We start from the raw sequence: 13,803 nt of genomic DNA, 5'->3' as shown, positions 1-13,803 counted from the left end.
CCTTTATAATTCGTTTTTAAGTTTTTTTACGTACTCTGGAATAGAGTTTTCACTACTGCAATTGCTGCAGTAATATCTTTTTACCTGGTCACTACATAAGTAAGTTTTTAGCACGTATTCAGGGATTCTTTGAGGTATTCCACAATGCTGACAGAAGAATAAATATCCAACCTTGTCTTGCATGGACCTCACTCCTACGCTACTTTATTTGTTTTTCGCGAGCTTTAGCTAATCGTTTGGCAGCTTGTTCTTTTTGTTCCTCCGTAAAAATTCTTAATTGTTTCATACTCACTTGCTTTTCTTCGAGAACACCTTTTACGGCTGTCGGTCTACCATCCTCGTTATCTAAGGTGATTAACTCGCATAAATTAGAGAGTTTTCTAATGTGTTTTGGTACAGTGGAGTAAACGTTCCACTTGCCTGTACTGTTATCAAAAACCAATGTAGTTTCTTGCTCTTCTTTAGAGTAACTAGCCATTAATTTCACCTCGATTATATGGATCAAATTCCATCATTACACCTAGACCATAACCATATGGTTTTACTTCACTCACTTCTTTCCACCCTCGACTTTTATGCGCATCTACGTTCTTCTCCAGTTTTGTTTCGGTCATGGCATAAACAACCTTTTTCAAAACTCTTGGAGAGTTAAATGGATGCCCCATTAGTACAACTTCCCACCGTGTTTATGAGGTCTGGACTTATTAAACTCCATCTTTTTGAGAATAGCAGTCTGCAAATCAATATCCTTAGCTCCAGAAAGATCAAATACCCGAATGCAAATGTCGGCTAATTCTTCAGCAAAGTTCTCTTCATCACCTTTTCTGTCGGCTTCCAAGGCTTCACTTACTTCGCTGTGTATTAGGGCTAACATTGTGCCTGTTTCTCGTTCTTCATCGTGCCAACCTTTGCTAATGGCTGTTGCAAAAGCTTCTTGGCAAAGGTGATCAATCGTTAATCCGTACAATTGCTTTATTCTCTTTACAAGATACTTATTTAAGTCCACTGATTCCTCTAGGCCCATGAGCTCCCAGTTGTAATTAACATCTTTTGCTTCATCGATGGTTTCGTTGTATTTCACAATACCTTTTAAATCCTGACCATCTACTACACTAGCAATTCCATCAATTACAATCTGACTTGTTTCCGGTCTCTCTCTCATCTACAACACTCCCTATTTAGCTTTTTTAACTGGATTTAAAATGGCTTGTACGACTTCTTCTTGATAAGACTGATATGTTTTTCGAGTCCACAAAGCAAAAGCAATTTGAGCTAATACATAAGCATCCACAATGTTGTCGTTCTTATTAATAAACCCATAATGTTCAATAACAGCTTCAGCAACTGCCTTCTTTTTGTCCTTACCTGTTAACCGTTTCTTGCTGCCTATATCTCCAACCCATCCAGTAACATTCACGAACTTCTTAACCTGATTTGGAGTAGCCTCGTAATAGCTAAACTTGCTTCTAAACAAAGCATTTCGAATACTCCCATGGATCCAACCGGCTTGTGCAGCTCGTTGAGTGTCAAACGGGACACCCTCGATGCAAATGACATCACCTGGTTGAATATGCCTCATAATCTCATCAGTGAGTGTGACAATTCGTTTTGGATCTACAGCACCGATGCCTTTTAACTCTTTCTGGACCTGAATATTACCGTATCTGTCCATTGCAACAAAGCCTGTTTTAGTTGAAGGGTCAATTCCTACAAATCTCATTTGAGTATCCCTGCTTTCACAAAGATATTTCTCCAGGCTTTATCTATCCGTTCCTTAACAATGGCTTCATTTTCCTTCTGTCTGTGTCTCAGAGACTTTTCCAGACGTTTTCTTTGCTTTGCCTTGTTTGCCACCTTTGACCACCTCAACTTTCTTGAAATATTCAATCCCAAAGTGATGGACAATCTTTTTATAAAGCTTAGGTCCAATTCCAGGAATCTTATCTAAACCGTCAAAACGATCAGCAATAAAATTGATTGCTGCATCCTGTCCTAATGTTTTGCCTGTAAGTAAACCGTTCTTATAACCCATATCGTAGGCTTCTTTTTTAGCTTTTTGGATTATCGGATTCTTACTCATGGCCGTGTTTCCTCGTAACACTTGATGCAAAGTCCTGGTACCGCATAACCATTAGATTTATAACAAGATGGACATACTTCCGATTCACTTTTCCATATGTGCTTGCAACTAGGGCATTCAATCTTTAAGTTATTAGCATGGCGCATTGAGATAATATGTCCTTCTGTATCGCACTTCGGACAAACGGGATTAGCCATACGTTTCTTCACCTTTCTTTTTTGTAATTCACGAGCAGCTTCGTATCGGTCTCTTAACCTTTCCGAGCTATCCCTTGCAATGGTATACAATTGTTGATTAGTAGCCTTTGAGATATCTTTCACCATGGCATTTCCTGGGGTTTTAACTTGTTTGTTAACTCTTCAAACCACCCTTTGTCACCCATGTCCAAAGCCATATTTATTAACTCTGTTATGTCATCTAAGTGAGGCCATGTATCAAGAGGATCTAGGTTTTCATTTTCAACCCAATATCCTTTTTCTTTAATCGGAACCCCATCTCTGGTTTTTACAAACCTTACATAGTACATTTCATGTTTATCGCTATACGCTTCAACAAAACCGATATGACCATTGATTATTCTAAAAACACCAGTTAATTGAACCCATTGACCAATTTTTAACAGCTCTTCTTGTTCCATTGTTCTCCCCTCCGTTTATTTTGGTTTAGCAATCTCTTCAAATCGTTGTATCCAACCTTTAAACAGTAACCGGAATTCATTCAGCCCAGTATCCCGACCTTTGGCAAACGTCTGTTGAATGACCTTGCCTTCTTTATCCGTATCATCTGGATTGTGCCAAAGAAACTCAATTACATCAGCATCTTGTTCAATGGATCCAGACTCTTTTAAGTGAGAAAACTGAGGTTTTAGTGCTTGTTCAAATCCTCGACTTAATTGACTCAACATAAGGAAACAACAATTCATTTCTCTGGCTATTTGCTTAGCTGTTCTGGTTACTTCTCCAATGGCTTGCGCCCTGGTTTCACCCTTCTTTTGTGGAATCCTCATGATCTGTAAGTAATCCACTGCAATACAAGCAACTTTTCCGTACTTTTTCTTGAATTGCTTAGCAGTTGCTTTTATCTCTTCAATGGTTACTCCTGCGCTGTCTTGGATGAATATTGGCAAGTATTCAAGCTCTTCATAAGCCATTTTGACCGTATCCCATTTCTTATCATCGAAGTCCTTGTCTCTAAACTTGCTGTAAGGAATACCCGTAATATTAGAAATCATTCGGTCTTTCACTTGATTCTCATCCATTTCTTGAGACCAGAGCAGCACTACTCCTTCATGTTGTTTGGCCATTCCGAACAACCTTTGTAGGAGCATGGCTGTTTTTCCTACCGATGGTCTACCAGCTACAATCCAAAGCCAACCTCTCCATGCACCTTTCGCCCAATTATCGAATTGTTTAAAACCAGTTTTGATTACCTGAGCTTTCTTTTTTAAGTGGTCAAAGTAATCTGTCCTGGACTCTGAAAAGCTCTTCATTTTGGCAGTGTCTTGTGGTCTCATTTCCGACACTAATTGCTCTATGTTAGTAAAAAAGTCTTCATCCGTTTCATAATCGTCTCTGGACATTCCTGTAATAATCTCACCCATGTTTTTAGCTCTACGTTCCAATGCTTTTGAACGAACAATACGAGCGTAATAATCAGCATTGGCAGTAGTAGGACAAGATTCAGCTAACTTCGAGAGGTAAGAAACACCTCCCATAGATTCAATGCGACCAAACTTTACGTATGTTTCTGTAATGGTCACAATGTCCACAGGAGCGTTCTTTTTTTCTAGGTATCTCATAACCTTATAAATCTGTTGGTGTCTCTCAGAGAGGAAGTCGCGGTGTTCTAAAAAGGTGATTTCATCGAGAACACTTGAATCAACTAACACAGCTCCTAATACTGATTCCTCTGCTTGCTCCCTGACAACGTCATGCTCCCCAATTAAATGCATCTGGATCATTCCCCTCCTGTACCCAACGTTGGAATTCTATTTCTTTATCTCTTGAATCATTTTGTTTCACTGGTTGTTGTGGTGACTGTTTCAATTTTTCATTCTTTGCGTTAGCAAGTAACTTGTCGTATTGATCTCTAAATTTCGAAGGGCTCATAACGTTCTTCCACCAGAAATTATTTTGCTGAGTCCATTTAATAAGTTGAGCTGCCTGTCTTGGATCTCTCTTATCGAGCTCAATAATCTTCCTCATATCGTCAGCCCACTTTTGAAGGTCAGGCTCTTTAAATTCGGGTAGATTTTTTCGAATTTCTTCGACCAGGTACTTAGCTAATTTATAAGGCTTTGAATTCTCGTCATATTTCTTCTTAGTACCTTTTTTCTTCCCTTCACCTGGAGGTTTAACTTGTTGCTCACCTTCTTGGTATTCCGCCCATTTTAAAATAGTGATAATACTAAACTTGTTGGTTTTACGAATGCTCAACATCTCAAAAGACTGTAAATTTTCTAAGTATCGATACCAAGTCTTATCAGACAGCCTTTGTTCTGGTTTAGCACCACTATTTAAATCAAGAGCAAGAGCTTTTCTCCCTGTCACAAACTCTCCTGGTTTTAATACGACCATGTTATTTCCAACTAATTGCTCGTGTTCTTTATGCGTGGCTTTCATCAAGCAATAAAGCCAGAGCTTTAAGTAGTAAGGATCCTGCCAGATAGGAGAGTTCATGGTCTTGCGATAAAGCTTGATGTAGCCTTGCATTCACCTCACCCTCAATTACTTGGCAAATTGATAGTTATGTTTATTGGTGCAGTTGCCTTTTTTAATTGATCTTCCAGTTGTTCAATCCGGACGTTCTTTTCATGGAGCACACGTTGTAATTCGCGGACGAAATCTTGTGCAAGCTTCTTTTCTTCTTCTGCCTTTAGAACCTTTACTATCTGTAATTGTTCCCATGCTGCCTGAGCTTGCAGTTTTTTTAAGTTCATTCAAATCACCTCTAACCTATAATCTTTATCTGCTTTCAAACCCTTCTTAATGAGCTCTCTCATAACCGTCATTTGAGCTAATTTAGGCATGTTATTAGAGCTCGAAAGATGTGTCAGGTATATTTGTTCTCCGTTCCCTGTCACAAGCTTAGAAAGGGCTTCTGCAGTCTGTAAATTGCTTAAATGTCCAATATGAGAAAGAATCCTTGCTTTTACGCTGTTTGGATAATTTGAAACCTCGAGCATATTCGGTTCATGGTTCGCTTCAATAACATAAATGTGTGAGTATTCCATAGCTGCAATCATCTCTTCATCTACATGACCAGTATCTAAACAAATGGAGCACTTGACCCGGTTATAGTCCTGAATGGCAAAGCCTAATGAATCATAAGCGTCATGATGTGTCCGAAAAGCCGTTATGTAAAAGCTCTCTTGGAAGTCTGTGGCTTGTCCTGGCTTTATGATTCTTCTTAACTCTTCATCTACAACGTTTAAACTCTGCCATTCTTTCTCACCTGCAAAAACAGGTATCTTGTACTTATTCGCTAGTGGTAAACCTTTTATGTGATCTCCGTGACTATGAGTGATGAAGATCCCTTTAATCTCGTTTGGTACAATCCCCACTTCCATTAACCTGGCTTCAATCTTTGTTTTGGCTATTCCAACATCAACTAATATCGCTGAGTTACCAGACCGAATGGCAATTGCGTTGCCACTCGATCCAGAAGCTAGAATGTCTACTTTCATTAGACAAGCTCATCTCCGTTGGACTCTTGCATTTGTTTCATATCAAGGTCCATATCAATGATGTCTAGCAGACCTGTTAATTCAGCTAGTGAAGGATGTTCTCCCATGTTAGGCGCATGCATGTTGATATAATCTGAAACAGCTTCTTTACCGTTTACACCAAGTTTTTTCAGTTTCTTAGTAATTTCAGTTCTAAGTTTTTTAACCGGGTCTTCTTCCGTCTTTGGTTTTTGTGGTGCATCAATTACTTCTTGTTCAGGGGTAATATCTCTTCGTTCTTGTGGCTTGTATTCAGGAATGTTTGATTCTGCTTCACCAGTAGTAATGGTTTCATCATCAAATTCAAGGCCATATTGCTTTTTAAGAGCGCGTTGTTGAACATGCTTACCGAACATATCTGCTGTCCATTTAATCCAGTTATCTTTGTTTTGACCTTTAAACATGTGGTCAATTTCCTCGATATCCATAATCACCGTAACTGGCTTATAACCATCACGGTAAGCAATTGAATAAGCACCAATAATCTTTCCTCTAGGGAATCCAATTTCATGGAGGACTACTTCCATTTCCTTTGTTTCAGGATTCATTCGAATCTTAAACTCATCATTTTCATGAACCATTTGAGTATCTGGTGGTTGGAACCCTTCCTTTTCACGAGCTTTTGAAAGATAAGCCTCAGCAGCAAATTGAATTCGGGCAGTACTTCCATATTTGATAAAGAAGATTTCATTCTTGAATGGATCCAGTCCATAAGATGCTGCTTTGTGTGCAAACAATAAGAACTCTTGGTCATTAGCAGTTGGAGCGATTGAAGTACGAATAACCTCTAAAACTTGTGGAGCAAAAGCCTCTGTAATGGCTGGTGTTAAAGGTAAAGTGCTAGGTAAGTTTTTTGACATTGATATCATCCTTTTCTTATAGATTTAGAGTTTTTAAGCGACCTGTTTCCCGGTGGACTACTTCCATTTGCAAGTCTTGATTCTTCACGATTAGCCAGTTAAGTGGGTTTAATCCGTTTTCCAATAAAATCTTCCTTTGAGCACGAGTAGGTTTTTTACCTGATTTCATTCCTTATCACCTCGAGCTTTCTGGATAGCCTTATATAGTAACTCCACTTCATTTCCATCCATGTTTTCGTCTATGAAGTTGTCGAATGGTTCTGCATCTCCGTTTAAATGCCACCCATGTACTTGGAGACTCTGACCATAGAAGCTCAATATTGCTTCTAATACTTCATGTGCTTTAATACATGCCTCAAGAAGTTCTGGTGCAGCTGAAATTAAATGACGATCATTATCAGAAGAAATACTTTCAGCAATTACCTGTCCACCGTAATATTCAAAAGTGTCCTTTGAACTTGGTGTTTCAGCATTAGTAATAACAGTGTCACCAATTCCCCCTAACTTCCATGGACCTGGTGTATGTTTCATTCTCCCACCTCAATCGTTAAGTCTTGCCCAGCAACCACACGAGAGGTAATTAACTGCCCAGTAGGTTGTTTAAAGCTTGTGATTGACTCAGCATTATCTACAAAGACAGGAACGTTCACTTCGCTTTGTTTGCTGAGCACTTCTCTAAGTTCAAGTCCTGCTCTAATGCCCTCTGATAAGGAAAGCTTTCTGTATGGCTTGCCATCTAACTCGATTTCAAAAGTGTTTTTAAACTCTCCGTTCTTTTGCTGTTCGAAGAGACGAATGGATAATGTTTCAAACAAGGCTTGTACCTTTTCAGCTTGTATTTGAGCTTCCTTAGCTTTAAATGCTTTGACTGAATCAATTACAAAGATGGAGTCATTAAGGTTTTCAAGAACCTTGTTTTCTTCCTCCTGAGCTTCATTTACTTGAGTCTGGAGTCTTTCAAATTCTGAGTAAGAGCGAATAGCTTCACGTAATTGAGTACCAGTAGAATCGATTTGACGGATCTCTTCACGTAATTCTGAAACATCGATGTATTCTAATGTCTCCAGTTGTTTCTTTAGCAAATCGCGCTTATTAAGCAACTCATTATGTTTCGCTTTGTATTCCTCGATGCGCTTATCCTTATCAGCCTTAACAGCTTCAACCGATTCTTCATCCAATGGGCGTTGACAAGTCTTACAAGTATCTTCAATGACCTCATTTTTAAGGGATGGCCAACGTTCCTTAGACATATCAATCTGATCCTGAATGTTTCTTAGTTCCGACTGACATTTGTTATAAGCCTGGTTCTTTTCGAATGCTTCATCCATAAGAGCTTCTTTCTCACGTACTTGTTTATCAATTTGAGCGAGCTCAACCTTTAAAGAATCAACAGGTGTCATAATGGTGAACACTTCTAATTGACCTTTCAAGGTCTTTGTCCGACTTTGAGCTGCAATGTGTTTCTTTTCTAGGCTTGTCTTATTTTCACGATGAATCTTTTCTATGTCTGAGAGGTTGTGTTTCTTAAGTAAGGTTCCAAGCTTTTCAGATTGGACTTCTGGAAGTTGTTTTAACACCTCTTTATTAGCTGGTGCTGATACATATTGGAGTAACATGGACCGTTGATTTTCCCATTTCAAAGTGAAGAAGTAATTCGGATTTAACAGGGAAAGGAATAGGTCCTTATCAAATAATTGAGCTATTAACTCATTGAATTCTGTAGCCTTTTTAGGCACCTCATTAATGTAATAAGAGGCTTTGCCTTTCTTCAGTGTCTTGCCTAGTAATAAAGGTTTTTCATCAACATTTAAAAGAGCTTGTACTAAAGTCTGTTCTGCTGAATATGTTATTGGTGTAGGATCGTTCTTGCTTCCAAGTGGGTCTACACCGTAAAATAACCATGTAATAGCTTCTAATAAGGAGCTTTTACCTTTTGCATTGTCACCAGTGATCTTGGTCAGGTCGCCAAACTTAACTTCAAGATCCTGGTGGCTTTTAAAGTTTTCAAGTTTAAGAGATTGAAACTTAATGTTCACCGTTTTTCCTCCATTCGATTCTTATAGTTCTGCAAGTTCTTTTTCTAAACGGGTAATTTCTTTAGTGATAGCTTCAATTGTCGACTTTCTTATTTCTTGTATAAGCTCATAAGATGATGTAAGTTCAACGTAATTTCCGCTAGTGTTGTTCGTGCAGAACATAACCTTGTCTGCGATCCTAATTTTTTCGACTTCCTTCACTAGCTTTTCGATTCTGTTTACTAATTTACGAGCATTTTTAGTACGCTCTTCCATGTACTCAAGTGTTTTTAAGTCCATCCCTTTAACCTCCATTCAATGATTTGGTCTTTCTGGTACTTTCACGATTACTACATTAGGATCTGAAAGCCACATGAGGTTCATGTAATCGTTCCAGGTGATTGGTATGATTTCACCATAGTATTCCACTGCACCGAGCTTGCTCACTTCTTTTACACCACCTCCTCAAAGTGCTGATTTGTAAACAGCACCTAAATGTTCAATTAAGTAATCTTCTAGGTTAGTAGTTAAAACGACTTCACCATTTGGAAACTCAATGATTTCATCACCTTCTAAGATTTCATCACCCATAGCATCAATGCCCCAGTGTTTCGTTAGGTACTCTTGTTCAACTAATTGGTTGCACGCTTCACACATATATATCACCTCCTTTAAAGTCCTTTCTTGGCATCCTTATATCCTTTTTCATAAGCTCCTGCTGAAATTATTGCCATCCCAAACGCACCGACCATTCCACTGACCAAACAGCATAGGATGAAGATCACTTTATTTCCTCCCTAACTTTTTATTTATTGCTCTTTGCTGCAAGCTAACTCCCATCGCTAAACCTAAAACGAATGGTGATCCAAAAGCGACGAGAGCTAAGAGTACCCATTCCATATAATTACCTCCTTTACGTTCACAACATTTTCGCACTGTGCATTAGTAATAACAATTGGCTAACTCATTTTCATCTGTAAGAATTTCAAATAAGTCGTCAGCAAACATCCACCCAGATAAAACTCCACCCTTTTGTTCTTGTATAACTCTATTTAACACTTTATGAACGAAAATTTTAGATACAGGAAAGCAACAAAACACCTTGTCTTTTTGAGCGTATTCAACTGTAACCACATCCCATTTAACACCCATTTTCACCCTATCAATCACATATTCTTTATTAAAAATATTGAATTGTATTTGTTCGCTTAACATAAAATCAACATCACAATTCGTGTTATATTCACCTGTCATATCTTGATGGCTGTTTAATGTATTTATAACAACATCTACAATCTCTATCTTTTTCATTGTTTTTTTATCCATTTCTCCATCTCCTTTTATGTCGCAGTAAGAGTCGATTGACTACTCATCATCTTCCACGCGAAAAACCTCTATGTAGTTTCCAGATGAACTTTTAGTCATTCGCTTTTTATATACAGGAGTCATATAGAATCGGATTGTATCTTCCTTAACTCCTAACTCTTTTGCGCACTCTTTCACGGTACCTAGACAGATAAAATCATCACCTTTGTAGACTGCATAACATCCAGCCGACTTCACTTTTCATCACCCTTATTAGGAAAAGAACCAATCAAGATGCCACCAACTAAACAAAGAGTCATTAAGAAATAGATAGCTACCGGATTCATTGAGCAAACCTCCTATTCTGGTAATCTAGTTTTTAGAACTTAAATCGTTCATCAAAATCTGCTAATCTGGTAAAAAGAGAAGGCTATTTAGCCTCGATAACTTCCTTCTGTTTTTCTAAAGACTCTTTCTCTAGAATTCTAGGAACGGATGTTTTTAAAAAGAAATCAACAATTTTAGCTTTCATTTCTTCACTGGGCTGCCTTTTCATGTTCATCATCCAATCGGTTGCTATTGTTACCATCATCAATAAAAAAAATATCATCAAAAGTTAAACCTAGTTTAGTAGTGATACGACCTGCTACCTCAGCACTCGGACAACGATCCCCATTAATAATTTGGCTCATATGAGGATGAGATAGATTAATTGATTTGGCGAACCCACTTTGAGAAAAACCATTTTTGATCAATATTTTTTTGAATTCAACCTTATCCTTAAACATTACTTTCATAAGCAACCTCCTCTCTGTTTGATTTTGTTTCCACCTTATGAGGTAAATTTATCACGTATTGGAAACTATTGCAACCATTATTTTATAAAAAGAAAAATAAATGCTAACAATAGTAAACAGATTCATTTATAATGAAAACCGAGGTGAACATTTTATGAACGAACACCAAATAAAAGAAGTAGGTCTTTATCTTAAAAAACTAAGAGTCGAAAGAAAAATATCCATCCGTCAATTAAGCGAAAAATCAGGTGTTTCCCACGCTTACTTATCACAAATTGAAAACGGTAAACGTGGAGTACCATCACCAGATATTATTAAGAAAATAGCACCACATCTTAACGTTTCTTATAAAGAGTTGATGAAAGCAGCTGGGCATATCAATGATGATATTAGCGAAGGTTCATTAGAATTATTGGACATTGAAAATATAGAAGATGTATTTGAATATGCCTTTAATATTTTTATAAATAGCGTTACTACAAATGGAGAAGTTGATGAGAATTACAGAATTATGCTCATGCCAAAAGGTTCGGAAGTATATTCAGTTTTTACTGATGAAGATTTAAAGAAGCCATCAACTTGGAGGTTGTTTTTTGAAAATCTAACTTTCCAAGAAAAATTAGAATTTCTATTAATAATCAAAGATGATATTGATCTACCTGTGGAGAATGACTTATACAATGTAAATGAGTTACAACCAGTTGTCGAGACGGCTTATGTTCCTATACTTGGATACATTGCAGCTGGACAACCTATTATGGTTCAAGAACAAATTGTTGGATATGAGCTTATGCCAGGAGTCTATGGAGATGGTTATTTTCTATTAGAGGTCAAAGGTGATTCGATGATAGGTAGTAGGATCTTTCCTGGAGATAAAGTATTAGTTAAATCGCAACCAGAAGTTGAAAACGGTGAAATTGCTGTGGTTAATGTAAACGGAGACGATGCTACTTTAAAGAAAGTAAAAAAATACGACGATGGATCCGTATGGTTAGTATCAACAAATGAAAAATACGCACCCATCGCATTAAATAAAGATTCGAGAATTATTGGTAAAGTCATTCGAGTTATCTTTGAACCCTAACTTTATTCTGAAGATGTAGATTCGGGACACTTCTAGAAAGTAGCTCAACCAATTTTTTAATTTTTTCTTCAGATAGTTTTTTCATAAGCAGTATCCCCTCAATCGTTAGGTGGTGATGAAAACTGTATACGGTCGGACGGTGTTTAATCCGCGACTGGAGACAAAAACTTGATATGACACAAGAAGAACTAGCGCATATTTCAGGAGTTAATCGTTCAAATATTTCTAAGTATGAAAACGATTATAGTAAACCTGAACTAAAGAATCTTAAAAATATTGCTGCTGTATTTAATTGTCATATCGAGGATTTGTATGAATGGAAAAAATCCAGGAGAACCCAGTCTAGATAGGACGGTATGTACTTTGTACTTTGCACCGTCCCGACCGAAATGTTCGAGTTCGCAACATTAGCGAACATAGATACATTATATTACAAAATACCTAATTGTTTTACAATTTCATACCCTAAATTTCGACAAAACGAAGGAGATAAAAAGCAATGGCTGTTGGAATATATATAAGGGTTTCAACCGAGGAACAAGCGCAAGAAGGCTATTCTATCGCGGCTCAAAGGGAACGACTAGTAGCTTTTTGTTTGTCGCAAGGATGGTCTGATTACCGTTTTTATGTCGATGAAGGTCTCTCAGCAAAGGACACAAATCGTACACAATTACAATTAATGATTGATCATATACAACAAGGAAGTATATCAGTCGTACTAGTTTATAAGTTAGATCGACTTACTCGTTCGGTATTGGACCTTTATAAATTACTGGATACATTTGAACAATATGGTTGTAAGTTTAAATCAGCAACAGAAGTATATGACACCAGTACCGCGATGGGGAGATTATTCCTCACACTAGTAGCAGCTCTTGCACAATGGGAGCGTGAAAACTTAGGTGAACGTGTAAGAATGGGTCAAATTGAAAAAGCACGACAAGGGGAATACGCTGCTAAAGCACCTTTTGGTTTTGATAAAGGCAATGACCATAGGTTAGTAATAAACAAAAATGAAGCTGAAATTATTCTTAAAATGGTGAATAAGCTAAGAGAAGGGTATTCAATCAGGCAATTATCTAATTATCTAAATGATAGTGGCATTGATCCCATACGAGGCTATAAATGGCATATTAGAACCATCCTAGACATATTGCACAATCCGGCAATTTATGGAGCTGTACAATGGCTAGATGAGCTCACTGAGAATGCTCATGAAGGTATAGTTAGTAAAAATGAATTTGAAGAGATTCAAAAGGTATTAGCTGACAGAAAAAATGTAAAGAAACGTGAGACCTACTCGACATTCATTTTTCAAATGAAGTTAATATGTCCTGTATGTGGAAATCATTTATCAGCTGAGCGTTCTAAATATACTCGAAAAAAAACAAATGAACGGGTTGAAGTTAACGGGTACCGCTGCCAACCATGTACGCTTAATAAACGGGGATCAGTAAGGGTAAGTGAGAAAAGAGTTGAAAAGGGTTTTGTAAAATTTATGAACGGACTAATCTTAAATAAAGATAACCTTCCACAAACAAAAGAACCTGAGCCAGATACTACTGACTCAGAATTGCAAAAAGTCTTACATCAAATTAAACAAGTCGAAAGACAACGTGAAAAATATCAACGCGCTTGGTCTACTGATTTAATATCAGATGATGAGTTTTCAGAACGTATGAAAGAAACCAAAAAAGTCTTAAATGAATTAATGGAAAAGCAGAAAAGTATTGCTCCTCCAGAAACAAAGAAAAACGAAGTGGATCCAGAAAAGATACTTGCTATTGTAAAAGAATTCGAATTGAACTGGCTTTATTTAAACGACCAAGAGAAGAAACAATTCCTCACAATGTTTATTGATAAAATCATCTTTCAAAAAGAAGAAAACCTTGATGTAACGGTATTAGACGTTCATTTTTTTTGAACGTCTTTTATTTG

The 13,803-nt window shown here is 37.4% G+C and carries 24 protein-coding genes; 3 read left to right on the top strand and 21 right to left on the bottom strand.

The annotated features are described in order from the left end of the window. Positions 1–199: 199 nt before the first annotated feature. The 21 genes from M3175_RS01430 to M3175_RS01335 all read right to left on the bottom strand — a co-directional run bounded on the left by M3175_RS01430 (position 200) and on the right by M3175_RS01335 (position 10,781). Complete coding sequence (locus M3175_RS01430; protein ID WP_251513813.1) at positions 200–478, bottom strand: hypothetical protein; 279 nt, start codon at positions 476–478, stop codon at positions 200–202. Next, the gene (locus tag M3175_RS01425; RefSeq protein WP_251513810.1) at positions 471–665 is read right to left on the bottom strand and encodes a hypothetical protein; all 195 of its coding nucleotides are present in this window, start codon (positions 663–665) and stop codon (positions 471–473) included. Before M3175_RS01425 ends, M3175_RS01430 begins: the two co-directional genes overlap by 8 nt. Further along, on the bottom strand, positions 665–1,162 hold the full coding sequence (locus tag M3175_RS01420) for a pyrophosphohydrolase domain-containing protein (protein WP_251513807.1): 498 nt from the start codon (positions 1,160–1,162) through the stop codon (positions 665–667). Before M3175_RS01420 ends, M3175_RS01425 begins: the two co-directional genes overlap by 1 nt. Before the next feature lie 12 nt (positions 1,163–1,174). Continuing rightward, positions 1,175–1,720: a hypothetical protein gene (locus M3175_RS01415; RefSeq protein WP_251513805.1), complete on the bottom strand. Its 546-nt coding sequence runs from the start codon at positions 1,718–1,720 to the stop codon at positions 1,175–1,177. 66 nt (positions 1,721–1,786) lie between these two features. Continuing rightward, the gene (locus M3175_RS01410; protein ID WP_251513803.1) at positions 1,787–2,080 is read right to left on the bottom strand and encodes a hypothetical protein; all 294 of its coding nucleotides are present in this window, start codon (positions 2,078–2,080) and stop codon (positions 1,787–1,789) included. Next, entirely contained in the window at positions 2,077–2,403 is a 327-nt protein-coding gene (locus tag M3175_RS01405) for a hypothetical protein (RefSeq protein ID WP_251513801.1), read from the bottom strand. Before M3175_RS01405 ends, M3175_RS01410 begins: the two co-directional genes overlap by 4 nt. Further along, a complete protein-coding gene (locus M3175_RS01400) occupies positions 2,397–2,717 on the bottom strand; it encodes an IDEAL domain-containing protein (RefSeq protein WP_251513799.1) in 321 nt (106 codons plus the stop codon). The genes M3175_RS01405 and M3175_RS01400 overlap by 7 nt, the downstream gene beginning before the upstream one ends. A 15-nt stretch (positions 2,718–2,732) precedes the next feature. After that, positions 2,733–4,040, bottom strand: coding sequence for a replicative DNA helicase (locus M3175_RS01395; RefSeq protein ID WP_251513797.1), 1,308 nt, complete (start codon positions 4,038–4,040; stop codon positions 2,733–2,735). Then, a complete protein-coding gene (locus M3175_RS01390) occupies positions 4,009–4,758 on the bottom strand; it encodes a phage replication protein O (protein ID WP_251513795.1) in 750 nt (249 codons plus the stop codon). Before M3175_RS01390 ends, M3175_RS01395 begins: the two co-directional genes overlap by 32 nt. Positions 4,759–4,802: 44 nt before the next feature. Then, positions 4,803–5,018: a hypothetical protein gene (locus M3175_RS01385; RefSeq protein WP_251513794.1), complete on the bottom strand. Its 216-nt coding sequence runs from the start codon at positions 5,016–5,018 to the stop codon at positions 4,803–4,805. Further along, positions 5,019–5,765 carry an MBL fold metallo-hydrolase gene (locus M3175_RS01380; protein ID WP_251513793.1) on the bottom strand — a complete coding sequence of 249 codons (747 nt, stop codon included), beginning with the start codon at positions 5,763–5,765 and terminating at the stop codon, positions 5,019–5,021. It lies immediately after the preceding gene. Further along, positions 5,765–6,664, bottom strand: a complete 900-nt coding sequence (locus M3175_RS01375) for a RecT family recombinase (RefSeq protein ID WP_251513792.1) — start codon at positions 6,662–6,664, stop codon at positions 5,765–5,767. Before M3175_RS01375 ends, M3175_RS01380 begins: the two co-directional genes overlap by 1 nt. Positions 6,665–6,680: 16 nt before the next feature. After that, a complete protein-coding gene (locus M3175_RS01370; RefSeq protein WP_251513790.1) occupies positions 6,681–6,833 on the bottom strand; it encodes a DUF6906 family protein in 153 nt (50 codons plus the stop codon). Beyond that, entirely contained in the window at positions 6,830–7,195 is a 366-nt protein-coding gene (locus tag M3175_RS01365) for an XkdD/Y8K6 family phage-associated protein (RefSeq protein WP_251513788.1), read from the bottom strand. The genes M3175_RS01370 and M3175_RS01365 overlap by 4 nt, the downstream gene beginning before the upstream one ends. After that, positions 7,192–8,700 (bottom strand): AAA family ATPase, encoded by a 1,509-nt coding sequence (locus M3175_RS01360; protein WP_251513786.1) that lies wholly within the window; start codon positions 8,698–8,700, stop codon positions 7,192–7,194. Before M3175_RS01360 ends, M3175_RS01365 begins: the two co-directional genes overlap by 4 nt. A gap of 21 nt (positions 8,701–8,721) precedes the next feature. After that, positions 8,722–8,979, bottom strand: coding sequence for a hypothetical protein (locus tag M3175_RS01355; RefSeq protein WP_251513785.1), 258 nt, complete (start codon positions 8,977–8,979; stop codon positions 8,722–8,724). Between the two features lie 15 nt (positions 8,980–8,994). Beyond that, positions 8,995–9,126: a hypothetical protein gene (locus M3175_RS24830; RefSeq protein ID WP_285852095.1), complete on the bottom strand. Its 132-nt coding sequence runs from the start codon at positions 9,124–9,126 to the stop codon at positions 8,995–8,997. Between the two features lie 18 nt (positions 9,127–9,144). Then, complete coding sequence (locus tag M3175_RS01350; RefSeq protein ID WP_251513783.1) at positions 9,145–9,336, bottom strand: YqaI family protein; 192 nt, start codon at positions 9,334–9,336, stop codon at positions 9,145–9,147. Positions 9,337–9,621: 285 nt separating this feature from the next. Beyond that, complete coding sequence (locus M3175_RS01345) at positions 9,622–10,005, bottom strand: hypothetical protein (protein ID WP_251513780.1); 384 nt, start codon at positions 10,003–10,005, stop codon at positions 9,622–9,624. Between the two features lie 39 nt (positions 10,006–10,044). Next, on the bottom strand, positions 10,045–10,242 hold the full coding sequence (locus M3175_RS01340) for a MerR family transcriptional regulator (protein ID WP_251513779.1): 198 nt from the start codon (positions 10,240–10,242) through the stop codon (positions 10,045–10,047). Positions 10,243–10,520: 278 nt separating this feature from the next. Then, positions 10,521–10,781, bottom strand: a complete 261-nt coding sequence (locus M3175_RS01335) for a helix-turn-helix domain-containing protein (protein ID WP_251513777.1) — start codon at positions 10,779–10,781, stop codon at positions 10,521–10,523. A gap of 154 nt (positions 10,782–10,935) precedes the next feature. Here M3175_RS01335 and M3175_RS01330 point away from each other — a divergent pair, with 154 nt between their 5' ends. The 3 genes from M3175_RS01330 to M3175_RS01320 all read left to right on the top strand — a co-directional run bounded on the left by M3175_RS01330 (position 10,936) and on the right by M3175_RS01320 (position 13,789). Further along, positions 10,936–11,865 (top strand): helix-turn-helix domain-containing protein, encoded by a 930-nt coding sequence (locus M3175_RS01330; protein WP_251513775.1) that lies wholly within the window; start codon positions 10,936–10,938, stop codon positions 11,863–11,865. Positions 11,866–11,987: 122 nt separating this feature from the next. After that, positions 11,988–12,215 (top strand): helix-turn-helix domain-containing protein, encoded by a 228-nt coding sequence (locus tag M3175_RS01325; RefSeq protein ID WP_285852137.1) that lies wholly within the window; start codon positions 11,988–11,990, stop codon positions 12,213–12,215. A 149-nt stretch (positions 12,216–12,364) separates the two neighbouring features. Continuing rightward, a complete protein-coding gene (locus M3175_RS01320) occupies positions 12,365–13,789 on the top strand; it encodes a recombinase family protein (RefSeq protein WP_251513771.1) in 1,425 nt (474 codons plus the stop codon). The last annotated feature ends 14 nt before the right edge of the window (positions 13,790–13,803 follow it).

Source organism: Robertmurraya korlensis (assembly GCF_023715225.1).
Classification (GTDB): Bacteria; Bacillota; Bacilli; order Bacillales; family Cytobacillaceae; genus Robertmurraya_A.
Note: the sequence above shows the minus strand (reverse complement) of the source record. Positions and strands in the feature narration are given on the sequence as shown.